The organism is Streptomyces sp. NPDC107581, assembly GCF_055657175.1.
Genome location: NZ_JBVKBH010000020.1, coordinates 1 through 23,503 on the forward strand (window position 1 = coordinate 1; position 23,503 = coordinate 23,503).

Below are 23,503 nucleotides of genomic sequence, written 5' to 3' on the forward strand. Positions count from 1 at the left end.
AACTGGAAGGCGGCGCTGGACGACGACCAGATCGCCAAGTTCCAGCGCGAGCTGGGCGCGATGGGCTACCGCTTCCAGTTCATCACCCTGGCCGGCTTCCACTCCCTCAACCACGGCATGTTCGATCTCGCCCGCGGCTACGCCGAGCACGGCATGACCGCCTATGTCGACCTGCAGGAACGGGAGTTCGCGGCGCAGGCACACGGCTTCACCGCCGTCAAGCACCAGCGCGAGGTCGGCACCGGCTACTTCGACCTGGTCTCCACCGCCGTCAACCCCGCCTCCTCCACCACCGCCCTGGCCGGCTCCACGGAGGAGGAGCAGTTCCACTAGGCCGTCGGACCGGGCGCCTCGGCCACGGCCACCCTCTTGGCCGAGCGGACGGCGGACTTCGTCCTCTTGGCCGAGCGGAGGGCGGGCTTCGTCGTCTTGGCTGAGCGGAGGGCGGCCTTCGTCGTCAACGCGCCGCTCATCCCCCATCTCCTGTCGGCGGTCCGGACGGCTGAGTCCGGCTTCGCGACGGCGGCGGACATCGACGCGGGCATGGAACCGGGCTGCGCCCACCCCATGGGCCCGTTGAAGCTCGCGGACGTGATCGGTCTGGACGCCGCCGCCTCGATCGCCCAGTCGCTCCATGACGATTCCGTGAACCCTTCCCCGCCCCTCCCCCGCTGCTCCGGCGGATGGTGGAGGCAGGGCTCCTCGGCCGGAAGCCGGGCCGAGGATTCCACACATACGACCAGGACTGAGGGCCTGGTACGACGCGGGCTGAGGGGCCCGCACAGCCGGGGTGAGGGTCCCGGCGAGGCATCACAGGGGAAGGGCGGGAAGCGCGAGTGCGGCGCTTCCCGCCCTGTGGCGTGCCCCGCACGACGTGTTACGCCTCACCGTCCGAATACTGGACGTCCTGCTCCCTTCCGTCACGACGAACCCGTAGGGTGGCCGGAGCAGCTGGTTCGCCCCGTCCGCCAGGCGGGAGCGTCGCAAGAGGGAACCCGGTGGGAATCCGGGACTGCCCCGCAGCGGTGAGCGGGAACGACCGCCGTCATGAGCACTGGGTCCGACGAACAGGACCCGGGAAGCGACGGCCAGTAGGTGTCTCGTACGACGAGACGTGCCCGCGAGTCCGAAGACCTGCCAACTGCCCGCGTACGGACGATTCCGTGCGTGGACATCCCGGTGACCTCGAGGGCGGGTCGGCGTACACACCAGGCGGACGACCGCGCCAGCCGCGCGGGGTCGTGTTCCGCCCGGTTCGTCATCCCTTCGCGCTCTCGTCCCGTCCCCGGGATCTCAGGGATTCATCTCGCGAAGGAGATCTCCGTGACCAGCAAGTCCGCAGCCGCGGCAGCACGGGCCACCGTGTACGGCTACCCCCGCCAGGGACAGAACCGGGAACTGAAGAAGGCGATCGAGGGCTACTGGAAGGGCCGCGTCAGCGCCGACGCCCTCCGCGCCACCGCCGGCGACCTGCGCCGAACGAACTGGCAGCAGCTGGCCGCGGCCGGCATCGAAGAGGTGCCGACCGGCGACTTCTCGTACTACGACCATGTCCTGGACACGACCGTGATGGTCGGCGCCATTCCCGCTCGTCACCGGGACGCTGTCGCCGGGGACGCGCTGGACGGGTATTTCGCCATGGCCCGCGGCACCCAGGACGTGGCGCCGCTGGAGATGACCAAGTGGTTCGACACCAACTACCACTACCTCGTCCCCGAACTGGGACCGGACACCGTCTTCCGTGCCGACTCCACGAAGCAGGTCGGTGAGCTGCGGGAGGCTCTTGCGCTCGGCCTCACCGCCCGGCCCGTGCTCGTGGGCCCCGTCACCTACCTGCTGCTCGCCAAGCCGGCCCCCGGGGTGGCCGCGGACTTCGATCCCCTCACCCTGCTGGACCGGCTGCTGCCGGTGTACGCCGAGGTCCTCGCCGACCTGCGGGCCGCAGGCGCCGAGTGGGTCCAGCTCGACGAGCCCGCTCTCGTGCAGGACCGCACCCCGGCCGAGCTGAACGCCGCCGCCCGCGCCTACCGTGACCTCGGCGCCCTGACCGACCGTCCGAAGCTGCTGGTGGCTTCGTACTTCGACCGTCTCGGGGACGCCCTGCCGGTGCTCGCCAAGGCCCCGGTCGACGGCCTCGCGCTGGACTTCACCGAGGCCGCCGCCGCCAACCTCGACGACCTCGCCGCGGCGGGCGGCCTGCCCGGCAAGCGCCTGGTGGCCGGTGTCGTCAACGGCCGCAACATCTGGGTCAACGACCTCGGCAAGTCCCTGGCCACGCTCGGTACGCTGCTGGGTCTGGCGGACCGGGTCGACGTGTCCGCCTCCTGCTCCCTCCTCCATGTGCCGCTGGACGCCGCGGCCGAGCGGGACATCGAGCCGCAGATCCTGCGCTGGCTGGCCTTCGCGAAGCAGAAGACGCGTGAGATCGTCACGCTCGCCAAGGGCCTCGCCCAGGGCACCGACACGATCGCCGCGGAACTCTCGGCGAACCGAGCCGACCTCGCGTCCCGTGAGAACTCTCCCATCACCCACGACCCTGCTGTCCGCGCCCGCACCGCCGCCGTCACCGAGACCGACGCGCGCCGTGCCCAGCCGTACTCCGAGCGCGCCGCCGCTCAGCGGGCCCACCTCGGTCTGCCCCTGCTGCCCACCACCACCATCGGCTCCTTCCCGCAGACCAGCGAGCTGCGTACCGCCCGCGCCGAGCTGCGTTCGGGCCGGATCGACACGGCTGAGTACGAGGAGCGCATCAAGGCGGAGATCCAGGAGGTGATCGCCTTCCAGGAGAAGGCGGGTCTGGACGTCCTGGTGCACGGCGAGCCCGAGCGCAACGACATGGTCCAGTACTTCGCGGAGCAGCTCACCGGCTACCTCGCCACCCAGCACGGCTGGGTGCAGTCCTACGGCACGCGGTACGTCCGGCCGCCGATCCTGGCCGGTGACATCTCGCGTCCGGAGCCCATGACGGTGCGCTGGACGGCCTACGCGCAGTCCCTCACCGGCCGCCCGGTCAAGGGCATGCTGACCGGGCCGGTCACCATGCTCGCCTGGTCCTTCGTCCGGGACGACCAGCCCCTCGGCGACACCGCCCGGCAAGTCGCCCTCGCCCTGCGCGACGAGGTGACCGGTCTGGAGGCGGCCGGCACCTCGGTGATCCAGGTGGACGAGCCCGCGCTGCGCGAGACGCTCCCCCTGCGCGCCGCCGACCGGCCCGCGTACCTGGACTGGGCCACGGAAGCCTTCCGCCTCACCACCAGCGGGGTGCGTCCGGACACTCAGATCCACACGCACATGTGCTACGCCGAGTTCGGTGACATCGTCCAGGCGATCGACGACCTCGATGCCGATGTCATCAGCCTGGAGGCGGCCCGCTCCCACATGCAGGTCGCCCGCGAACTCGCCGATCACGGTTATCCCCGTGAGGCGGGACCCGGCGTCTACGACATCCACTCCCCCCGCGTCCCGAGCGCCGAGGAGGCCGCAGAACTGCTGCGCACCGGCCTGAAGGCCATCCCCGCCGAGCGGCTGTGGGTCAACCCGGACTGCGGCCTGAAGACCCGTGGCTGGCCCGAGACCCGGGCCTCCCTGGAGAACCTGGTGGCCGCCGCTCGTACGGTCCGCGGCGAGCTGCCCGCCTCCTGACCCGACGCCGGTATCGCTCCGGGCCGGGGCGCCACAAGCGCCCCGGCCCTTGCGCGACCTCCGGGGCGGAACCACGAGGGGGCACGTCGGTGCAACACGAACCGCGGCGGGTCGTGGTCGACGGCAGGCCCATGGTCGTGTCATCCATCAAGGGCTTCGAAAGCCTGCAAGCCCTGCGCCGGCAGCTGGGCAGCCGCCGCCGGAATGCGCGCTGCGTGACGCGCTCGTCGACATGACCCAGTTCCCGGACACCCTCGCCGAGGCACTCGGCGGGGACAACGGCGCGGAATCGCCGAACGCTCCGGCACCGCCCGGCCGCGCCGAACGCGCCGAACGCGCCGCCGGCATACGCGAGCGGGCCGGCCGCGTACGCGTCATCGCCGGCGCGGGACGCGCGGCGAGCACCCGCCGTCCCAGCACCCCCAGGCAGAACTTAGGTATACCTAACTTTCTTCGCCGACACAACATCTGGGTTGTGCACGTGGCCGACGTTCTAGATGTAGTGTTGGTCGTGCTGGTGGTTCGCCAAGCACTGCTGTGCCTGGCGAGGCAAGAGGGAACCCGGTGGGAATCCGGGGCTGCCCCGCAGCGGTGAGCGGAAACGACCGCCGTCACAAGCACTGGGTCCGACGAACAGGGCCCGGGAAGCGACGGCCAGTAGGTGTCCTCGCCTGTCACAGGCATGAACGCGTCCGCGAGTCCGAAGACCTGCCACCGGTGCGTGCACCGAAGAGCGGTGCACGCGCTCCGAGGCCCCGAGGGAGGGCCGCGTGGCTGCCGCACGGACCCAGGGTCTGGTGTGCCCGCTTGTGCCGCCACCCCACGCTCCGCCGTACGCGCCGCAACGCTCCTCCCCTTCCGGTCCTCGAAAACCGCTACGGGAACGAGCGAGAGGAGGCGGCGACCGTTGAGCGGTCTCGTGTATTTCTCCAGCGTCTCGGAGAACACCAAACGCTTCGTGGAGAAGCTGGGCCTGCCCGCCACACGGATCCCCCTGCACCCGCACCGCGAGGGCATGCCCCGGGTCACCGAGCCGTACGTGCTGATCGTGCCGACCTACGGCGGCGGTGAGCGCGCGGGCGCGGTCCCCAAACAGGTGATCCGCTTTCTGAACATCGAGGCCAACCGCGCACTGCTGCGCGGGGTCATCGCGTCCGGCAACACCAACTTCGGTGCCGACTACTGCCTGGCCGGACGGGTCGTCTCGGCCAAGTGCCGGGTTCCGGAGCTGTACCGGTTCGAACTGCTGGGCACGGACCGCGACGTCCGCGCCGTGAGGGAAGGACTGCACACGTTTTGGACACGACACTCGTCGACGGCGGGACGGCCGGCGGCATGAACACCCTCACCACAGCGGTCACGGCCCCCGCGGCCCAGCGCGAGTCGGTCGGCACGCGCAAGGACTACCACGCGCTGAACGCCATGCTGAACATGTACGACTGCGACGGCCGCATCCAGTTCGACAAGGACCGCGAGGCGGTCCGGCAGTACTTCGTCCAGCACGTCAATCCGAACACGGTGGTCTTCCCGACGCTGAGGGAGAAGATCTCCTACCTGATCGAGAACGACTACTACGAGGAGGCGCCGATCCGGCGCTACGACTGGGAGTTCGTCGAGGGTCTGTACCGGCAGGCGTACGCACACGAGCACCGCTTCCGCACCTTCCTCGGTGCGTTCAAGTACTACACGTCGTACACCCTGAAGACCTTCGACGGCTCCCGCTATCTGGAGCGGTACGAGGACCGGGTCGTGGCCACCGCCCTCTTCCTCGGTGCCGGGGACGAGGCGCTGGCCTCGCGGCTGGTCGACGAGATGATGACCGGGCGCTTCCAGCCGGCGACCCCGACCTTCCTCAACGCGGGCAAGGCGCAGCGCGGTGAGCTGGTCTCCTGCTTCCTGCTCCGTGTCGAGGACAACCTGGAGTCCATCGGCCGTGGCATCAACTCCGCGCTCCAGCTGTCCAAGCGCGGCGGGGGCGTGGCGCTGCTGCTGACGAACCTGCGCGAGCAGGGCGCCCCGATCAAGAAGATCGAGAACCAGGCCTCCGGCGTCGTGCCGGTGATGAAGCTGCTGGAGGACTCCTTCTCCTACGCCAACCAGCTCGGCGCACGGCAGGGCGCGGGAGCCGTGTACCTGCACGCGCACCACCCGGACATCATGCGGTTCCTGGACACCAAGCGGGAGAACGCGGACGAGAAGATCCGCATCAAGACGCTCTCCCTGGGCGTCGTCGTCCCCGACATCACCTTCGAACTGGCCAAGCGCAACGAGGACATGCACCTGTTCTCGCCGTACGACGTCGAGCGCGAGTACGGAAGGCCGCTGTCCGACCTGTCCGTCAGCGAGCACTACGACGACCTGGTCGCCAACCCGCGCATCCGCAGGACCACGCTCAGCGCCCGCGAGTTCTTCAAGACGATCGCGGAGCTGCAGTTCGAGTCCGGCTATCCGTATCTGCTGTTCGAGGACACGGTGAACCGGGCCAACCCGATCCCGGGCTGGATCAACATGTCCAACCTGTGCTCGGAAATCCTCCAGGTGAACACCCCGAGCACCTACGACGCCTCGCTCGGGTACCAGACGGTCGGCCGGGACATCTCCTGCAACCTGGGATCGCTGAACATCGCCGCCGCGATGGCCTCCCCCGGCCTCGGCCCGACGGTGGAGACCGCGGTCCGCGGCCTGACGTCCGTCTCCGACCAGTCGCACATCGACGCGGTGCCGTCCGTCGCCCACGGCAACGACCTGTCGCACTCCATCGGTCTCGGCCAGATGAACCTGCACGGCTACCTCGCCTCGCAGCGCATCCACTACGGCAGCGAGGAGGGCGTCGACTTCACGAACATGTACTTCTACGCCGTCGCCTACCACGCCCTGCGCGCCTCGAACCGTATCGCCGTCGAACGCGGCACGGCGTTCGACGGCTTTGCAGCCACCGCGTACGCCGACGGCTCGTACTTCGACAAGTACACCGAGCGGCTGTGGGAGCCGGCCACCGAGCGGGTGCGGGCCCTGTTCGCCGAGGCCGGCGTGCGGCTGCCCACGCGGGAGGACTGGCAGGAGCTGAAGGAATCCGTCCGCGAGCACGGCATCTACAACCAGTACCTCCAGGCCGTGCCGCCCACCGGGTCCATCAGCTACATCAACGACTCCACCGCCTCCATCCACCCGATCGCCTCCAAGGTGGAGATCCGCAAGGAGGGCAAGCTCGGCCGCGTCTACTACCCGGCGCCGCACATGGACAACGACAACCTGGAGTACTTCCAGGACGCGTACGAGATCGGCCACGAGAAGATCATCGACACCTACGCGGCAGCCACCCAGCACGTCGACCAGGGCCTGAGCTGCACCCTCTTCTTCCGTGACACGGCGACCACCCGCGATCTGAACAAGGCGCAGATCCACGCCTGGCGCAAGGGCATCAAGACGCTCTACTACATCCGGCTGCGCCAGGAGGCCCTGGAGGGCACCGAGATCGAGAACTGCCTGTCCTGCGCCCTGTGACCGCCCCCGCCCACCATCCGAAAGCACCTCGATGACCACCACCCCCGTACCGTCGGCCGATGTCTCGGTCACTCCTCCGTCCTACCGGCACGATCCGGCCGCCCGGCTGCGCCCGGTCAACTGGAACCGGGTCACCGACGAGAAGGACCTGGAGGTCTGGAACCGCCTCACCGCCAACTTCTGGCTGCCTGAGAAGGTGCCGCTGTCCAACGACGTGGGCGCGTGGCAGCAGCGGCTCACCGCCGGGGAACGCACCCTCACCATGCGGGTGTTCACCGGCCTGACCATGCTGGACACCGTGCAGGCCACCGTCGGCGAGATCGTGCAGATCCAGGACGCCCGCACCGAACACGAGGAGGCGGTGTACACGAACATCGCCTTCATGCAGGCCGTCCATGCCCGCAGCTACTCCTCGGTGTTCTCCACCCTCTCCAACACCCCGGAGATCGACGACGCCTACCAGTGGGCGGTCGCCAACGACGTCCTCCAGCAGCGCTGCAAGACAGTACTGCAGCACTACTACGGCGACGACCCGCTGAAGCGGAAGGTCGCCTCGACACTGCTGTCCTCCCTGCTGCTGTACGCGGGCTTCTACCTGCCGCTGCACTTCTCCACGCACGCGCTGCTCACCAACACCGCCGACATGATCCGCCTGATCCTGCGCGACAAGGCGGTGCACGGCTACTACTCCGGCTACAAGTACCAGCGCGGCCTGGAGAAGCGGACACCGGCCGAGCAGGAGGAGATGCGCGTCTTCACCCACGAGCTGTTGGAGGAGCTCTACCAGCTGGAGCTGCAGTACTCGGGCGAGTTGTACGAGCCGCTCGGGCTGATGGACGACGTGGCCGTCTTCGTCCGGTACAACGCCAACAAGGCGCTGATGAACCTGGGTTACCCGGCCCGCTTCGGCGCGGACGAGACCGAGGTCAACCCGGAGATCCTGGCGGCGCTGTCACCGGGCGCGGACGAGAACCACGACTTCTTCTCCGGCTCCGGATCCTCCTACGTCATGGGCAAGGCGGAGGACACCGCCGACGACGACTGGAACTTCTGAGAGGGCGACACATGTCCATCGAACCCCGCGTGCCCGCTTCCCGGGCCTCATCCGGTGATACGTCCGCCGCGTACAGCACCTGCGTACTGCTCAAACACGGCGAGATCTTCCTCAAGGGCCGCAACCGCCACCGGTTCACCGAGCGGCTCCACGACAACCTGCGCGTCGCGATGCGCGGAATCGGCGGCTCGACCTGGATCAAGACCGCCCAGAACGTCACCGTGCTGGGCGGCCAGGTACCCCGGGACGCACTGGTGGAGCGGGCACGCACGGTGATCGGCTTCAACTCCGTCGAGCCGGCCGTACGCGTGCCCAGCGATCTGGAGGACATCACCCGAGCGGCCGTCGACGCGCTGCGCGCAGCCGTCGCCGGGCGAGCCGGGCTCACTTTCGCCGTCCGCGCCAAGCGGCGGGACAAACGGTTCCCGCTGACCTCGTCCCAGGTGGACGCGTATCTCGGGGCCCGGATTCTGGAGGACGTCGCCGGGCTGCGGGTCGACCTCGCCCGGCCGGACGTCCTCCTGACCGTGGAGATCGACCGCAAGGAGACCTACCTGTCCCGGGAGCGACTTCCCGGTCTGAGCGGGCTGCCCGTCGGGGCCAGCGGCCGTGCCCTGGTACTGCTGTCCGGCGGCTACGACTCGCCCGTGGCCGCCCATCGGGCCATGCGACGTGGCCTGGCCTGCGACTTCGTACACTTCAACGGCGCCCCGTACACGAACCCGTCGTCCGTGTACAAGGCGTACGCCCTGGCCCGCGAGCTCAACCGCTACCAGCCGCCCGGCCGACTGCACGTCATCGCGCTCGGCAAGGCCCAGAAGCAGCTCGCCGTGGCCGGCGCGGGACGGCTGCAGGTCGTCGCCCAGCGGCGGCTGATGGTGCGCACCGCCTCCGCGCTGGCCGCCCGCACCGGCGCCCAGGCACTGGTGACGGGTGACAGCCTGGGCCAGGTGGCCAGCCAGACCCTGGCCAACCTGGTCGCGGTGGACGAGGCCGCGGCGCTGCCCGTGCTGCGTCCCCTGATCGGCTGGGAGAAGCAGGAGATCATCGACGAGGCCAGAACGATCGGGACCGCGGACATCTCGGTCCTGCCCGACGAGGACTGCTGCAGTCTGCTCGCCCCGCCCCGCGTCAGCACCCGCGCGCGACTGCCCCACCTGCGCTCGGTCGAGCAGCGCCTCGACCTGGACGAGGTGGTCGAGGCGCTGCTCGGTTCCTTGCAGGTCCTCCTCCCCGGGACGGAGGAAGAGGAGCCGGTCGCCGTGGGCAACAGCTGTCCTGCGCCGGCACCTGCCTGACGGCGGGCTAGGAGGCGCTCGGCACCGGTCGCTGGCCCGGACCGTCGTACGAGGCCAGCGGCCGGATGAGGGCGTTGTGCGCGAGCTGCTCGGTGATGTGGGCGGTCCAGCCGGTGATACGGCTCATCACGAAGACCGGTGTGAAGGCCGGGGTGTCGAAGCCCATCAGGTGGTAGGCGAGCCCGGCCGGGTAGTCCAGGTTCGGATGAATGCCCTTTCGGCTCGCCATGGCATGGCGCAGGGACGCGTGGAGGGTGGCAAGGCGCGTCACCTCCGGGTCGGCGGCTCGGGCCACCAGACGGTCCAGCGCATCCTGCATGATCGGTACGCGCGAGTCGCCGTGCTTGTAGACGCGGTGACCGAAGCCCATGATCTTCCGCTTGGTGGCCAGCGCCTCGTCCAGCCACTCCTCGGCCCGGGCGGGGTCGCCGATCTCCTCCAGCATGTGCATCACGGCCTCGTTGGCGCCGCCGTGCAGCGGGCCCTTGAGGGCGCCGATGGCGGCGGTGACCGCGCTGTAGAGGTCGGAGAGGGTGGAGGTGACCACGCGGGCGGTGAACGTCGAGGCGTTGAAGCTGTGTTCGGCGTACAGCACGAGGGAGATCTCGAAGCACCGGACCACATCGGGGTCGGGCACGCTGCCGAAGCACATGTGGAAGAAGTTCTCGGCGTAGCCGAGCTCGGGGTCCGGGGAGATCGGGTCCAGGCCCCGGCGGCGGCGCTGATCGGCGGCCACCACCGTGGGCAGCTTCGCCAGCAGGGTCAGGGACTTGGCCCGGTTCGCGGCGGGTGAGCCGTCGTCCTCCGTCGGGTCCTCGGCGCCGAAGAAGCTGACGGCGGTGCGCAGGACGTCCATCGGGTGACAGGTCTCGGGCAGCCGGGTGAGAAGTTCGAGCGCGGTGCGGTCCAGGGGGCGCAGGGCGCGTTCGCGGGCCTGGAAGTCGCGGAGCTGCCCGGCGTCGGGCAGTTCGCCGTGCCACAGCAGATGGGCGACTTCCTCGAAGGAGCGGTGTGCGGCCAGGTCCTGGACGGGATAACCGCGGTAGGTGAGGGAGTTGGTGGCCTGGATGACGGTGGAGATCTCGGTGGTGTCGACGACGACACCGGCGAGACCGCGGTGGATCTCGGGTGCGGTGGTGGTCATGGGGTGCCTGCCTTCATGGGTCAGGGCCGGACGGATCAGGTGCCGGACGGATCAGGTGCCGGATCAGGTGCCGGGCGGATCAGGTGCCGGGCGGATCAGGTGCCGGGCGGAAGGGTGAAGTCGAAGACGGCCGAGTCGAAGGCCTCGTAGTCGGCGTAGCCGAGGAGTTCGTACAGCCGGGTGCGGGTCTGCATGCGGAGCAGCAGCGACTCCTGGGTGCCCTCGGCCGCCAGGGTGCGCAGGCCGTCCTCGACGGCGCCCATGGCCAGCCGGAGCAGGGTGACCGGGTAGAGCGCGATGTCGTAGCCGAGGTTCTCCAGCGTGCGTGCGTCCAGCAGCCGGCCCTTGCCGAACTCGGTCATGTTGGCGAGGAGCGGGACGGGCACCGCCTTGCGAAACGTCTCGAACTCGGCCTCGTCGGCGAGGGCTTCGGGGAAGATCGCGTCGGCACCGGCGTCGACGTACGCCTTCGCCCGGTCGATCGCCGCCGCCAGGCCCTCCACCGCGCGGGCGTCGGTGCGGGCCATGAGCAGGAAGTCCGGGTCGCGGCGGGCGTCGACGGCGGCCTGGATGCGCCGGGTCATCTCCTCGCGCGACACGACCGCCTTGCCGTCGAGGTGGCCGCAGCGCTTGGGGTTGACCTGGTCCTCCAGATGCAGGCCGGCAAGGCCGGCGTCCTCCATCAACTGCACGGTGCGCGCTGCGTTCATCGGCTCGCCGAAGCCGGTGTCGGCATCGATCAGAACGGGCAGCTCGGTCACCCTCGTGGTCTGCTGGGCACGCGCGGCGATCTCGGTGGACGTGGTGAGGCCGATGTCGGGCAGACCCAGGTCGGCGGCAAGTACGGCACCGGAGAGGTAGGCGGCCTCGAAGCCCATGTCCTGGATGAGGCGGGCGGAGAGCGGGTTGAGGGCGCCGGGCATCATCAACAGGCGGTCCTCGCAGAGCCGTTGGCGCAGGCCCCGGCGGCGCTCGGCGGGCGTGGTGCGGGTGTGCAGCATCAGAACAGGCCCTTCGGCAGGCGCGCGTCGTACGCGGCGACAGCCTCGGTTTCGACGGCCGGGAAAAGGCCGTCCAGATCGGTGGCGGCCAGCTCGGCCACGTGCTCGGCGGCGTTCAGGAAGCGGTCCTGATCGGCCGGGGTGACGATGCCCTCGGCGAGGGTGCGGAACTTGCCGGCGTAGGAGGGACGGTCGAAGGGCCGGGCACCGGCCGGGTGGGCATCCGCCACTCCCAGCTCGTCCTCGATCACCGAGCCGTCCTCCAGGGTGATCACCGCACGGCCGCCGAAGGCCCGCCGGGCCGGGTCGGGATCGTGGTAGCGGCGCGTCCACGCCGGGTCCTCGACCGTGCTGATCTTCCGCCACAGCTCCACGGTCTCCGGGCGGCGGGCCCGCTCGGGGGCGTAGGAGCGCTCGTGGTGCCAGGTCCCGTCCTCCAGGGCGACGGCGAAGATGTACGGCACCGAGTGGTCGAGCGTCTCGCGGCTGGCCGTGGGATCGTACTTCTGCGGGTCGTTCGCACCGGAGCCGATGACGTGGTGGGTGTGGTGGCTGGTGTGCAGGACGATCGAGCGCACCTTCTCCAGCGAGCCGGTCTTCTCCCGCAGCCGCCGGGCCAGGTCGATGATCGCCTGGGCCTGGTACTCGGCGGAGTGTTCCTTGGTGTACGTGTCGAGGATCCCACGGCGGGACTCACCTGCCTCCGGCAGCAGGACGGTGTAGTCCGATTCCGGGCCGTCGAGCATCCAGGCCAGGAACCCGTCCTCCCCCTCGTAGACCGGCGACGGGGAGGTCTCCCCGCGCATCGCCCGGTCGACGGCCTCGATCGCGGCCTTGCCGGCGAAGGCGGGCGCGTACGCCTTCCAGCTGGAGATCTCGCCCTTGCGGGACTGCCGGGTCGCGGTCGTGGTGTGCACGGCCTGCTGAACCGCCTGGTACACCGTCTCCGTCGGCAGCCGCAGCAGGGCGCCCAGGCCGCAGGCGGTCGCCGCGCTCAGATGGGCCACGTGGTCGATGCGGTGCTCGTGCAGGCAGATGCCCTTGACCAGGGCCACATGGATCTCGTACGCGGCGACGATCCCGCGCAGCAGGTCGGCACCGGTGCGGCCGGTGTGCTGGGCCACAGCGAGGAGAGGGGGGATGTTGTCGCCGGGGTGGGAGTAGTCCGCCGCCAGGTAGGTGTCGTGGAAGTCCAGCTCGCGCACGGCGGTGCCGTTGGCCCAGGCGGCCCACTCCGGCGAGACCCGGACCGGGCTGCCGAAGACGGACGAGCCGGGCGCGGCAGCCGCATGGGCGGTGGCCTGGGCGCGGGCGACGGCGGCCGGGCGGCGCAGCAGGGAGGCGACGGCGACCGAGGCATTGTCGATCACCCGGTTGACAGCCATGGCGACGCTGTCGGCGTCCAGCTCTTCGGTGCCCGTCGCCACCGCTGCGAGCTTCCAGGCGAGCTGGTCCTCGCGGGCCAGCCGGTCGGCGCTGGGGTGGACGCGGACGTGGTGCTCGATCACGGGACTCCTCGTGGGTGTCGGGACGTGCTGGTGTGATCGAGACTGCCCGCGCGGCGGCCGTGGAGCCACCGTTCCCATGTGCGGAATCAGTACAACGCGGGGCTGCGAATCTGCGAATCCTGCGAATTCTGCGGATGCTATGTTCACAGGTAGCGCCGCTGGGCACCGCACCCGGCGACCCTGCGACGAGGAGGTGCGCGCATGGCCCGGCGACCCGCGGACCGCAAGGTCTACGCCCACGCCAAGCTGCGTCGGCTGCGCCGCGAGCACGGCATGAATCAGGTCGAGATGGCACACGCGCTCGGCATCTCCACCAGCTATGCCAACCAGATCGAACAGAGCCTGCGCCCGCTGACCGCGTCCGTACTGCTGCGGATCGCGGAGGTCTTCGGTGTCGACGCCGAGTTCTTCTCGGAGGCCGCGGAGGACCGCCTCGCCGCCGACCTGCGGGCCGCCCTCTCCGACGAGGCGTGCGGAGTGCCCCTGCCCGCCGCCGAGGAGATCACCGAGGCCGCCCGCGACCACCCCGAAGTGGCACGCGCCCTGGTCGCCCTGCACCGCCGCTACCGCGACGCCGCCGAACAGACCGCGGTCCTCGCCGCCCCAGGCAGGGGAAGCGGCACCGTTCTGCCGCCGGCCGAGCCGCACGACGAGGTACGGGACTTCTTCTACGCCCACCACAACCACTTCGAGCCCCTGGACAGCCAGGCAGAGCGGACGGCCGAGTCGCTGGGGCTGCGCCCTGGACGCGCCGCCGAGCCGCTCACGGCACGGCTCGCCGAGCAGCACGGAGTCCGGGTGGTCCAGGCCGCCCCGGGCCGCTCCGCCGACGCCCGGCGCTACGACCCCGACACCGGGCTGCTGTTCCTCTCGCCCTGGCTGAGCGACGCCCAGCGGGCTTTCCAGCTGGCCACCCAGCTCGCCCTCCTGGACCACAGCCCGCTGCTCGGTCAGCTGGCCGACAACGCAACGGAATTGAACTCGCCCGAGTCGTCGGCGCTCGCCCGCATCGGCCTCGCGAACTACTTCGCGGGCGCCCTGCTCATGCCGTACACCGCCTTCCACACCACGGCCGAGGAGGTGCGCTACGACATCGAGCTGCTGTCCGCCCGCTTCGGCGTCGGCTTCGAGACGGTCTGCCACCGTCTGAGCACCCTGCAGCGCACCGGCCGGCGGGGCGTACCGTTCTCGTTCCTGCGGGTGGACCGGGCCGGCAACATCTCCAAGCGGCAGTCGGCCACCGACTTCCACTTCTCGCGGCTCGGCGGCACCTGCCCGCTGTGGACGGTGTACGAGGCGTTCTCGGCGCCCGGCCGGATACTCACCCAGGTCGCCGAAATGCCCGACGGCAAGCGGTACTTCTGGATCGCGCGGACCATCACGCGCGGTGGGTTCGGACACCATGCCCCGCGCGCCGAGTTCGCCGTCGCGCTCGGCTGCGAACTGCGGCACGCGCACCGGCTCGTCTACGCCGAGGGCATCGCCCTGGACGACCCCCGTGCCGCGACCCCCATCGGCCTGGGCTGCCGGATCTGCGAACGCCGCGACTGTGCCCAGCGGGCCAGGCCACCGGCCGGCGGACGGCTGGCCATCGACCCGGACCGGCGCACCTACGTGCCCTACCCCGTGGAGACCCGCACCCCATGACACCTCCGACTCGGAGAGCAGGAGCAGCCACGTGACCAGCCGCGTCATCTTCGTCTCGCCCGCGACGAGCCCATCCCTGCGGCACGCACGCTTCTACGACGGCGACTCGATCGACGACATCGGAGCAGCCAACGCCCGCTCGGCGGCCGGCTCGCTGCCCGCACCCGCCCGCGTGGTCACATCCCCGAGTGCGCGTTGCCGACAGACGGCGGCGGCGCTCGCTCTCGACGGCTCGGACTCACCTCGGCTCGGGGGCCTGGATGTGGGCCGGTGGCGTGGCCGCACCCTGGACGACGTGGGGGCGGCCGAGCCGGAGGCGGTGGGCGCCTGGCTCTCCGATCCCACCTGGGCCGCGCACGGCGGGGAGTCGGTGCGGGACGTGTGCGACCGGGTCGGACAGTGGCTGGACACCGTGCGGGAGCTGGACGGCCGTACCGTCGCCGTGGTGGAACCGGAGGTGGTGCGGGCCGCTGTCGTGCACGTCCTGGGGCTGCCCTTGGCCGCCTTCTGGCGGCTCGACGTACCGCCGCTGACGGCGACGGAACTCAGCGGACGGTCCGGCCGCTGGAATCTGCGGCTCGGGCACGGCCTCGCCCCGTCGGAGACCACCCCGACGCACTGAGAACCAGCGGAGGAATGCCTCCGCTGGTTCTCGCGTCGTTCGCCGGTTCCGAGGGCCGCCTCCGGTTCAGGCGGCTGCGGCTCTCGGGTCCGTCATGCTGCGCCGACCGGCTCCGGTTGCTTCGGCGCCGGCTTGGCGGATGCCCGGATCGCCGGATCGAGCAGCCGCTCCGCCATGGGGGCGAAGACGAGGCCCAGGGCCGCCCACAGCAGGGCCTGCGCGGCGACGGAGAAGAAACGGAAGGAGAAGAGTACGTCTGCCGGAAAGCCCGGGTAGACGATGGCACCCTTGGAGTTCTTCAGGGGCAGGGGCGTCTCCGTGGCCTGGTGGCCGTACTCGTGCACGTTGGCGGAGAGTTCGCCGAGTTGCGGCAGCAGTGCCATCACGACGCCGATGGCGACGACGTACGCGGCGCCCGCGAGGAGCGTGGCGTTCCAGTTGCCGAAGCGCGACTGCAGACGCTTACCGAGCCAGACCGCCCCGACGAGGAACACGACGGAGCAGAGAACCATGACCAGGTACAGGTTGCCGCGGTCCTTGATCGTGTCCGGGTGCCCGATCGCCGGCGGGTTGGCCGGGTACTTCACGTACGGCACCAGGTAGAAGCCGAGGAAGCCGCCCAGGGCCACCAGCAGCGCCAGGTTGCGCGGACGCAGGTTGCCGACCCGGCCGAGACAGATGGCGTAGGCGACGGCGAACAGCGCGCCCATGGCGATGCCGAAGAAGACCATGCCCACGCCGATGCCGACGTTGGCCTGGATCGTCCGGCTGAAGATGTCCGGGTCGGGAGCCCCCGGTGCGATGCCGGCGGCCTTGTCGAGGGCCTCCTGTGCGGCATCGCGTCCGCTCTCGTAGTTGATGGCCTTGTTGATCTGCGGCTCGGCGAAGATCCGCGCGAAGACGAATGCGAGCAGACCGGCGACTGCGCCGGCGATGACGCCGCGCAGTATGAGTCTCTTTTCCATGTTCAGATGTCCGTGCTTGCTCTCGTCAGTGGCAGGGGAAGCCGAGGAAGTGGCGGGCGTCGTGCACGAACTCGTGGACGTGCATGTCCTTGCCGAAGACGGAGTAGGCGCCCTGGTCGACTCCGATGAAGTAGTAGATGGCCAGCGCGATCAACGCGGTTCCGGCCAGCCAGAGCACGGCCTTCGTGGCCGGCAGGACAACAGGGGTGGGAAGCGCCGCGGGCGCGGACATGCTGCTCATGAAATGAGCCCCTCCTTCAGGGGATCGTGCGTCCCTCAACCAATGGAGCGTCGCGACGGCCAAGTGTCTGACTCCAGCCCCACCCTTCGACGGGGCTGTCACAGTGGCGCGACCGTGCCGGATTTTCACCAGCTTCCTTAGGCCATCACTACATATGGAGAGTACGGACAGCGGCGATGATCCGTCAATCAGACAGATGGCCGAGAGTGTGCGATCCCGCGACCACTCCCGGCAATCTCGACGAGCACTCGGACCGACCGGCTCAAAGCTCCTGAAGGCAGGCCGGAGAGCCGGGACAGACGGTTCCCGTGCGGCAGATCCGTATATCTTTGGCAATGTGACCAGAGCCGCCGGTGAACCCCATCGCGACAGCGACCGGACGGCCAGTACCAGCCTCGCACTGGAATGTTTCAGGACAACAGGGGCCGCAGGGGAACCACGGAGAGCTGCCTCACGTTCTCCGGTACACCGACGCAGTCGATTCATGGCCTTGCCACAGAATCCTGCAGACACAACCTGGACCGCTCCGGGCAAGAGGCGGAGGAACTCAGTGGCAAGACGTCTCACACCACGCCGCATCACGCTCGGCGGCCGCGAAGTGGTCGCTCTCCCTCCGGAGGAGTATGAGCTGCTCGTCGCCAGCCGCCGGCAGATCGGCGGGCAGAGCGCTCGTGTGCGCGTCCTCGCCCAACAGGCGAAACGTACCGACCAGCTCCTGCAGGAGCTGGAGGCACTGATCGCCGCAGCGCGGGACGACTGCGGCCGGCAGTCCGCTGCGGAACCGGCGTTGTGCTCGAGGTCCTGCCCCGATGGCGAAGCCGAGGAAGGGAACACCGCAGGCGGCTGCCTTCGTTGCGCGATCGCGGCGCTGTTGCGTCAGCACAGGGACCTGGCAGTCTGAGCCACTTCACGGCCGCAGAATCGTTCATGCCCGATGGCCGCCGCGCCGGCCCGATGCACGGTCGGCACACAACACGTACGCGTCGTCCCGCCCGGCTTGATCTTCATCTCCTGCTGGGCGGGACGGAACGGGTCGGTGGTTCAGCGGTGCCGGAACTCGGCCGGCCGCTTGTCGACGAAGGCGCCCATGCCCTCCTTCTGGTCGGCGGTGGCGAACACCGCGTGGAACAGGCGCCGTTCGAAGCGGACGCCTTCCGCGAGCGTGGTCTCGAAGGCCCGCCCGACCGCTTCCTTGGCCATCATCGCGACCGGCAGCGACATGCCGGCGACGGTCTCGGCGACGGCCAGGGCCTCACCGAGCAGGTCGTCGGCGGGGACCACCCGGGAGACGAGCCCGGCTCGCTCGGCTTCGGTCGCGTCCATGGTGCGCCCGGTCAAACAGAGTTCCATGGCCTTGGCCTTGCCGACCGCGCGGGTCAGGCGCTGGGAACCGCCGATGCCGGGGATCACGCCGAGCTTGATCTCCGGCTGGCCGAAGACGGCCGTGTCGGCGGCGAGCAGGATGTCGCAGAGCATGGCGAGCTCGCAGCCGCCGCCGAGGGCGTATCCGGCGACCGCCGCCACCGTCGGCGTGCGGAGCTGTCCGAGGCGGTCCCAGGCGGCGAACCAGTCGGCGAGATACATGTCCATGTAGTTCTGCGGCTGCATCTCCTTGATGTCGGCGCCGGCCGCGAACGCCTTCGCCGAGCCCGTGATCACGATGCAGCCGCAGTCCGAGTCGCGGTCGACGTCCTCGGTCGCCGCGACGACTTCGTTCATGACCTGAAGGTTCAACGCATTGAGGGCCTGGGGACGGTTGAGCGTGAGCAGCGCGGTGCGGCCCTTGCGCTCGACGAGGATCGTCTCGTACTCGGCGTCCCGCTCCTTGGTGGTCATCCCTGTTCTCCGCTCTGATCCCTGATGGTGCGGACGATGCCGGAGAAGTCCTCCGTGGCACCGACTCGCTCGGCATACGCGGCGTACAACTCGGAAGCGCGCAAGCCGAGTTCCGCGTGCACTCCGCCCGCTCGGACCGCGTTGGCCGCGAGCCCCAGGTCCTTGGCCATGAGGGCGGCCGCGAATCCCGGACGGTAGTCCCGGTTGGCCGGACTGCTCGGCACGGGCCCGGGGACCGGGCAGTTGACGCTGAGGGCCCAGCACTGCCCGGACGCCGTGGCGGCCACGTCGTACAGGGCCTGGTGGGACAGGCCGAGGCTCTCGCCGAGGACGAACGCCTCGCTGACGGCGATCATGGAGATGCCGAGGATCATGTTGTTGCAGATCTTCGCGGCCTGCCCGGCGCCCGGGCCGCCGCAGTGGACGGCCTTCTTGCCCATCGCCTCCAGCAGGGGACGCGCCTCACCGAATTCGCTCTCGCCCCCGCCGGCCATGAAGGTGAGCGTGGCCGCTTCGGCTCCCACCACTCCCCCGGAGACCGGTGCGTCCAGAGCCTGCATCCCTGCGTCGACCGCGCGTTCGTGCGCGGCGCGGGCGTCGGCGACGTCGATGGTGGAGCAGTCGACGAACAGGGTGCCGGGCCGGGCCGCGGAGAGGACGGTGTCGTAGAGGTCGAGGACGTGACGGCCGGCAGGGAGCATGGTGATGACCACCTCGGCGTCCGTCACCGCCTCGGCCGCGGTTCCGGCGGGCTCGACGCCCGCTTGCGCAGCACCGTCCACAGCGTCGGACACCAGGTCGTGTCCACGCACGCGGTGGCCCGCTTTGACCAGGTTGGCGGCCATGGGCGCGCCCATGTGCCCGAGTCCGATGAACGCGACGGTTCGGCTCACCAGGCCACCTCCGGGGTGTCGGTACCGGCGAGTCCGAGCTCGTGCTCGCCGAGGGGGGTGAAGAAGCGTTCGACGTCGGTGTCGGTCACCTCGACAAGGGTGGCCGGCGACCAGTGCGGGGTGCGGTCCTTGTCGATGACCTGGGCGCGGATGCCCTCCACCAGGTCGTGCGTGCGCAGGGTCGCGCAGGAGACGCGGTACTCCTGGTCGAGGACCCGCTCGATGGGGCCGAGGTGCCGAGCACGGAGCAGGGCGGCCAGAGTCACCTTCAGAGCCGTCGGTGACTTGGTGAGCAGGATCTGCGCCGCCTCCTTGGCGGCGGGATCGCCTTGGTCGAGCAGCCGGTTCAGGATGTCCTCGACCGTCGGGGCGGCGTAGCAGGCGTCGATCCACTCCCGCCGGGCCGCCAGCTCACCCTGCTGCGGCGGCTGTACGTGACGGGCGAGCGCCTCTCGTACGGGCAGCTCGGCCAGGTCGTCGACGAAGGCGCCGAGGGCGTCGGAGGGCAGGTAGTGGTCGGCGAGGCCGCACAGCAGGGCATCGCCCGCGCCGATCTGCGCGCCCGTCAGCGCGAGATGGGTGCCCAGTTCGCCCGGAGCGAGAGCCAGCAGGTAGGTACCGCCGACGTCGGGGACGAAGCCGATGCCGGTCTCGGGCATGGCGATCCGCGAGCGTTCGGTGACGATCCGGACGCTGCCGTGTGCGGAGATGCCGACACCGCCGCCCATGACGATGCCGTCCATGACGGCGACGTAGGGCTTGGGGTAGCGGGCGATGCGGGCGTTGAGGCGGTACTCGTCGCGCCAGAACGCGGCCGAGGCGGCGCCGTCGCCGTCCCGGGCGTCGTCGTGAATGCTCCGGATGTCGCCGCCCGCGCACAACCCGCGCTCGCCCGCCCCGGTGACGACCACGGTCTCCACGGCCGGGTCGTGCTCCCAGGCGGTCAGAGCCTCGTCGATCCGGCGCACCATGTCGTGGTTGAGTGCGTTGAGGGCCCTGGGCCGGTTGAGCGTGATACATGCGGCCCGGCCTGCCGTACGGAGCAGGACGGCGTCTTCACTGTCACTCATCCGAACGCCTCCGTCAGGCCGCGGGCCACGATGACGCGCATGATCTCGTTGGTTCCTTCCAGGATCTGGTGGACCCGCAGGTCACGGACGATCTTCTCGATGCCGTACTCGCTGAGGTATCCGTAGCCGCCGTGCAGTTGGAGCGCGCGGTCGGCCACGGAGTATCCGGTGTCGGTGGCGAACCGCTTCGCCATCGCGCACAGATACGGTGCCTGCAGATCGCCCCGGTCGAGGGCCTGGGCGGCCTGCTGCACCAGGGCACGGGCGGCGGCCAGCTCGGTGGCCATGTCCGCGAGGCGGAAGCGCAGGGCCTGGGCGTCGAGCAGGCGTTGGCCGAACGCCTCCCGGTCGGCGAGGTGGGCGACGCTGCGGTCCAGGGCGCTGCGGGCGCCGCCCAGGGAGCAGGCGGCGATGCCCAGGCGGCCACCGTTCAGGCCGTTCATCGCGATGCGGAAGCCGTCACCCTCCTGGCCGAGGAGCCGGTCGGCCGGCAGGCGTACGCCGTCCAGGACGACCTGTCGGGTGGGCTGGGCGTTCCAGCCCATCTTGCGCTCGTTCGGCCCGAAGGTGACACCGGGGTCGTCCTTGCCGACGATGAAGGCGGAGACGCCGTCGGCGCCGCTGCCGCCGGTGCGGGCCATCACCACATACAGCTGGGAGGCGCCCGCGCCGGAGATGAACTGCTTGACGCCGGTCAGGACCCAGTGGTCGCCGTCGCGGACGGCCCGGGTGGTGAGGGCCGCCGCGTCCGAGCCGGCACCCGGCTCGGTCAGGCAGTAGCTGGCGAGGTCCTCCATGGCGCACAGGCGGGGCAGCCAGCGCTCGCGCTGGGCGTCGTCGCCGTAGCGGTCGATCATCCAGGCGACCATGTTGTGGATGGAGAGGTAGCCGGCGATGGACGGGCAGCCGGAGGCCAGCGTCTCGAAAACGAGGACGCCGTCGGCCCGGCTGAGGCCGGAGCCGCCGGCCTCCTCCCGGACGTAGACGCCGCCGAGGCCCAGCCCGGCCGCCTTGCGCAGCACGTCGACGGGGAAGTGCTTGTCCCGGTCCCAGTCCAGGGCGTGGGGTGCGAGATGGTCCTGGGCGAAGTCGAGGGTGGTCTCCACGAGGGCCTGCTGGTCCTCGGTGAGCAGGGTGGTGGTCATACGGCACTCAGCCCATCGTGGGGATCGTGAAGCTCGCGCCCTCGCGCAGACCGGCCGGCCAGCGGGAGGTGACGGTCTTGGTGCGGGTGTAGAAGCGGATCGCGTCCGGGCCGTGCTGGTTCAGGTCGCCGAAGCCGGAGCGCTTCCAGCCACCGAAGGTGTGGTAGGCGACGGGCACCGGGATGGGCACGTTGACGCCGACCATGCCGGTGTTCACCCGCCGGGTGAAGTCCCGGGCGGTGTCGCCGTCCCGGGTGAAGATGGCGACTCCGTTGCCGTAGGTGTGCTCGCTGGGCAGACGCAGGGCCTCTTCGTAGTCGGCCGCGCGCACGACACTCAGGACCGGGCCGAAGATCTCCTCCTGGTAGATGCGCATGGCGGGGGTGACCCGGTCGAAGAGGGAGGCGCCGGCGAAGAAGCCGTTCTCGTGCCCGGGCAGGACGAAGTCACGTCCGTCCACGACCAGTTCCGCTCCCTCCTCGACGCCGAGGTCGACATACGAGCGGACGCGATCCACGGCGTCCGGGCCGACCAGCGGGCCGAAGTCCGTCTCGGGGTCGTCGCTGCGGCCGATGCGCAGGGTGGCGATGCGCTCCTTGAGCCGGGCGACCAGTGCGTCGGCGGTGTCCTCGCCGACCGGGACAGCGACCGAGATCGCCATGCAGCGCTCGCCCGCCGAGCCGTATCCGGCGCCGATCAGCGCGTCCACCGCCTGGTCGAGGTCGGCGTCGGGCATCACGATCATGTGGTTCTTGGCGCCGCCGAAGCACTGTGCGCGCTTGCCGTGGGCGGCGGCGGTGGCATAGACGTGCGCGGCGACCGGCGTGGAGCCCACGAAGCCGAGGGCGGCCACGCGAGGGTCTTCGAGAAGGGTCTCGGCCGCTTCTCCCGCGCCGTTGACGACGTTGAGGACCCCGGGCGGAAGACCGGCCTCCAGGAAGAGTTCCGCGAGTCGCAGCGGTACGGACGGGTCGCGCTCGGAGGGTTTGAGGATGAAGGCGTTGCCGCAGGCCAGTGCGGGGGCCGCCTTCCACAGGGGGATCATCGCGGGGAAGTTGAAGGGCGTGATGCCGGCGACCACACCGAGGGGCGCGCGCAGGGAGTGGACGTCGATGCCGGTGCCGGCGTTGTCGGTGAACTCGCCCTTGAGGAGGTGCGGGATACCGGCGGCGAACTCCACGACCTCCAGGCCGCGCTGAAGGTCCCCGTGCGCGTCGGCGATGGTCTTGCCGTGCTCGGCGGAGAGCAGTCGGGCGAGCGCGTCCTTCTCGTTCTCGACGAGTTGGAGGAAACGCAGGAGGACCCGGGCCCGGCGCTGCGGGTTCCAGGCTCCCCACTCGCGCTGTGCCTCGGCGGCGACGGCGATCGCCGCCTCGGTCTCGGCCCGGTTCGCGAGGGGCACATGGGCCTGCACCTCACCGGTGTTGGGGTCGTACACCTCGCCGTAGGACCCCGACGTTCCCGGGGTGTGCTTGCCACCGATGAAGTGGGTCAGCTCACGCACGTCGGTGGGATCGTTCGGACGGATCATGGGGCCTGCTCTCGTCAGGTGAGGGTGATCCGGGATGGCGCGCCGGACCGGCACGCGTGGACGCGGTGGCGTACACGGACGTGTGGAAGCGGCGCGAGAACGCGTATGGCGTGCGAACCGTCAGGCGGTGACGACGGGAATGCGACCTGCGTGACGCCTACGGCGGAGTCCGCCGGGATCGTGGATGCGCACCGGTGCCATGCGTGTCAGCTCCATCCTCGTGGAAAACACGGAACATCCCACGGCCGGTATCCTGACTCCCGGATCAGCGCGCGCCGTCCGCCTTCCCGACATCCAGCTCGTCAGTGGCGTCCTGCTCGACGGCGTACTCCCCGGTCACAGTGGCGGGACCGTGCCGGAATCACACCGGCTTCCCTGCACCGCGGGCCTACCCCTCGACTA

At 70.1% G+C, this 23,503-nt stretch carries 19 protein-coding genes, 2 pseudogenes and 4 riboswitches; of the genes and pseudogenes, 10 read left to right on the top strand and 11 right to left on the bottom strand.

Going from position 1 to position 23,503, the window contains the following annotated elements:
- A pseudogene (locus ACZ7P3_RS36845) lies at positions 1–333 on the top strand (isocitrate lyase); the annotation flags it as partial.
- Here ACZ7P3_RS36845 and ACZ7P3_RS36850 read toward each other — a convergent pair.
- Positions 330–473 carry a hypothetical protein gene (locus tag ACZ7P3_RS36850; RefSeq protein WP_472088681.1) on the bottom strand — a complete coding sequence of 48 codons (144 nt, stop codon included), beginning with the start codon at positions 471–473 and terminating at the stop codon, positions 330–332. The pseudogene ACZ7P3_RS36845 and the gene ACZ7P3_RS36850 sit on opposite strands and share 4 nt — an antisense overlap.
- Here ACZ7P3_RS36850 and ACZ7P3_RS36855 point away from each other — a divergent pair.
- The 6 genes and pseudogenes from ACZ7P3_RS36855 to thiI all read left to right on the top strand — a co-directional run.
- A pseudogene (locus ACZ7P3_RS36855) lies at positions 442–749 on the top strand (3-hydroxyacyl-CoA dehydrogenase family protein); the annotation flags it as partial. The gene ACZ7P3_RS36850 and the pseudogene ACZ7P3_RS36855 sit on opposite strands and share 32 nt — an antisense overlap.
- A 186-nt stretch (positions 750–935) precedes the next feature.
- A riboswitch (cobalamin riboswitch) is annotated at positions 936–1,156 on the top strand.
- 167 nt (positions 1,157–1,323) lie between these two features.
- Complete coding sequence (gene metE, locus ACZ7P3_RS36860) at positions 1,324–3,642, top strand: 5-methyltetrahydropteroyltriglutamate--homocysteine S-methyltransferase (RefSeq protein ID WP_472088479.1); 2,319 nt, start codon at positions 1,324–1,326, stop codon at positions 3,640–3,642.
- A gap of 501 nt (positions 3,643–4,143) precedes the next feature.
- Positions 4,144–4,372: riboswitch (cobalamin riboswitch) on the top strand.
- Positions 4,373–4,549: 177 nt separating this feature from the next.
- Entirely contained in the window at positions 4,550–4,981 is a 432-nt protein-coding gene (gene nrdI / locus ACZ7P3_RS36865; RefSeq protein WP_472088480.1) for a class Ib ribonucleoside-diphosphate reductase assembly flavoprotein NrdI, read from the top strand.
- The gene (gene nrdE / locus ACZ7P3_RS36870; RefSeq protein WP_472088482.1) at positions 4,939–7,146 is read left to right on the top strand and encodes a class 1b ribonucleoside-diphosphate reductase subunit alpha; all 2,208 of its coding nucleotides are present in this window, start codon (positions 4,939–4,941) and stop codon (positions 7,144–7,146) included. The genes nrdI and nrdE overlap by 43 nt, the downstream gene beginning before the upstream one ends.
- A gap of 31 nt (positions 7,147–7,177) precedes the next feature.
- Complete coding sequence (gene nrdF, locus ACZ7P3_RS36875) at positions 7,178–8,200, top strand: class 1b ribonucleoside-diphosphate reductase subunit beta (RefSeq protein WP_472088484.1); 1,023 nt, start codon at positions 7,178–7,180, stop codon at positions 8,198–8,200.
- An 11-nt stretch (positions 8,201–8,211) separates the two neighbouring features.
- Positions 8,212–9,498: a tRNA uracil 4-sulfurtransferase ThiI gene (gene thiI, locus ACZ7P3_RS36880; protein ID WP_472088485.1), complete on the top strand. Its 1,287-nt coding sequence runs from the start codon at positions 8,212–8,214 to the stop codon at positions 9,496–9,498.
- A gap of 7 nt (positions 9,499–9,505) precedes the next feature.
- Here thiI and ACZ7P3_RS36885 read toward each other — a convergent pair whose 3' ends face one another.
- From ACZ7P3_RS36885 to ACZ7P3_RS36895, 3 genes are all read right to left on the bottom strand, one after another.
- Positions 9,506–10,642, bottom strand: coding sequence for a bifunctional 2-methylcitrate synthase/citrate synthase (locus ACZ7P3_RS36885; RefSeq protein WP_472088486.1), 1,137 nt, complete (start codon positions 10,640–10,642; stop codon positions 9,506–9,508).
- Between the two features lie 95 nt (positions 10,643–10,737).
- Entirely contained in the window at positions 10,738–11,643 is a 906-nt protein-coding gene (prpB, locus tag ACZ7P3_RS36890; RefSeq protein ID WP_472088488.1) for a methylisocitrate lyase, read from the bottom strand.
- On the bottom strand, positions 11,643–13,151 hold the full coding sequence (locus ACZ7P3_RS36895) for an MmgE/PrpD family protein (RefSeq protein WP_472088489.1): 1,509 nt from the start codon (positions 13,149–13,151) through the stop codon (positions 11,643–11,645). Before ACZ7P3_RS36895 ends, prpB begins: the two co-directional genes overlap by 1 nt.
- A 201-nt stretch (positions 13,152–13,352) precedes the next feature.
- On the opposite strand from ACZ7P3_RS36895, the gene ACZ7P3_RS36900 reads away from it, so the two are divergent.
- Positions 13,353–14,798 (top strand): short-chain fatty acyl-CoA regulator family protein, encoded by a 1,446-nt coding sequence (locus tag ACZ7P3_RS36900; RefSeq protein ID WP_472088491.1) that lies wholly within the window; start codon positions 13,353–13,355, stop codon positions 14,796–14,798.
- Between the two features lie 31 nt (positions 14,799–14,829).
- Positions 14,830–15,420, top strand: coding sequence for a histidine phosphatase family protein (locus ACZ7P3_RS36905; protein ID WP_472088492.1), 591 nt, complete (start codon positions 14,830–14,832; stop codon positions 15,418–15,420).
- A gap of 92 nt (positions 15,421–15,512) precedes the next feature.
- On the opposite strand, the gene ACZ7P3_RS36910 is transcribed toward ACZ7P3_RS36905, so the two are convergent.
- Entirely contained in the window at positions 15,513–16,385 is an 873-nt protein-coding gene (locus ACZ7P3_RS36910) for a CbtA family protein (protein WP_472088494.1), read from the bottom strand.
- A gap of 25 nt (positions 16,386–16,410) precedes the next feature.
- Positions 16,411–16,626, bottom strand: coding sequence for a CbtB domain-containing protein (locus tag ACZ7P3_RS36915; RefSeq protein ID WP_472088496.1), 216 nt, complete (start codon positions 16,624–16,626; stop codon positions 16,411–16,413).
- A gap of 41 nt (positions 16,627–16,667) precedes the next feature.
- Positions 16,668–16,790: riboswitch (adenosylcobalamin (AdoCbl) riboswitch) on the bottom strand.
- 386 nt (positions 16,791–17,176) lie between these two features.
- Between ACZ7P3_RS36915 and ACZ7P3_RS36920 the strand changes: the two genes are divergently transcribed.
- The gene (locus tag ACZ7P3_RS36920; RefSeq protein WP_472088498.1) at positions 17,177–17,527 is read left to right on the top strand and encodes a hypothetical protein; all 351 of its coding nucleotides are present in this window, start codon (positions 17,177–17,179) and stop codon (positions 17,525–17,527) included.
- Between the two features lie 140 nt (positions 17,528–17,667).
- Here the strand turns inward: ACZ7P3_RS36920 and ACZ7P3_RS36925 are convergent, their stop codons facing one another.
- Genes ACZ7P3_RS36925 through ACZ7P3_RS36945 form a run of 5 tightly spaced genes read right to left on the bottom strand, consistent with a single transcriptional unit; the run spans position 17,668 to position 23,101 of the window.
- A complete protein-coding gene (locus tag ACZ7P3_RS36925) occupies positions 17,668–18,462 on the bottom strand; it encodes an enoyl-CoA hydratase (RefSeq protein WP_472088500.1) in 795 nt (264 codons plus the stop codon).
- A complete protein-coding gene (gene mmsB / locus ACZ7P3_RS36930) occupies positions 18,459–19,355 on the bottom strand; it encodes a 3-hydroxyisobutyrate dehydrogenase (protein WP_472088502.1) in 897 nt (298 codons plus the stop codon). Before mmsB ends, ACZ7P3_RS36925 begins: the two co-directional genes overlap by 4 nt.
- Positions 19,352–20,425, bottom strand: coding sequence for an enoyl-CoA hydratase/isomerase family protein (locus ACZ7P3_RS36935; RefSeq protein ID WP_472088504.1), 1,074 nt, complete (start codon positions 20,423–20,425; stop codon positions 19,352–19,354). Before ACZ7P3_RS36935 ends, mmsB begins: the two co-directional genes overlap by 4 nt.
- Complete coding sequence (locus ACZ7P3_RS36940) at positions 20,422–21,570, bottom strand: acyl-CoA dehydrogenase family protein (protein ID WP_472088506.1); 1,149 nt, start codon at positions 21,568–21,570, stop codon at positions 20,422–20,424. The genes ACZ7P3_RS36935 and ACZ7P3_RS36940 overlap by 4 nt, the downstream gene beginning before the upstream one ends.
- 7 nt (positions 21,571–21,577) lie before the next feature.
- Complete coding sequence (locus ACZ7P3_RS36945) at positions 21,578–23,101, bottom strand: CoA-acylating methylmalonate-semialdehyde dehydrogenase (protein ID WP_472088508.1); 1,524 nt, start codon at positions 23,099–23,101, stop codon at positions 21,578–21,580.
- Positions 23,102–23,327: 226 nt separating this feature from the next.
- A riboswitch (cobalamin riboswitch) is annotated at positions 23,328–23,501 on the bottom strand.
- Positions 23,502–23,503 lie beyond the last annotated feature (2 nt).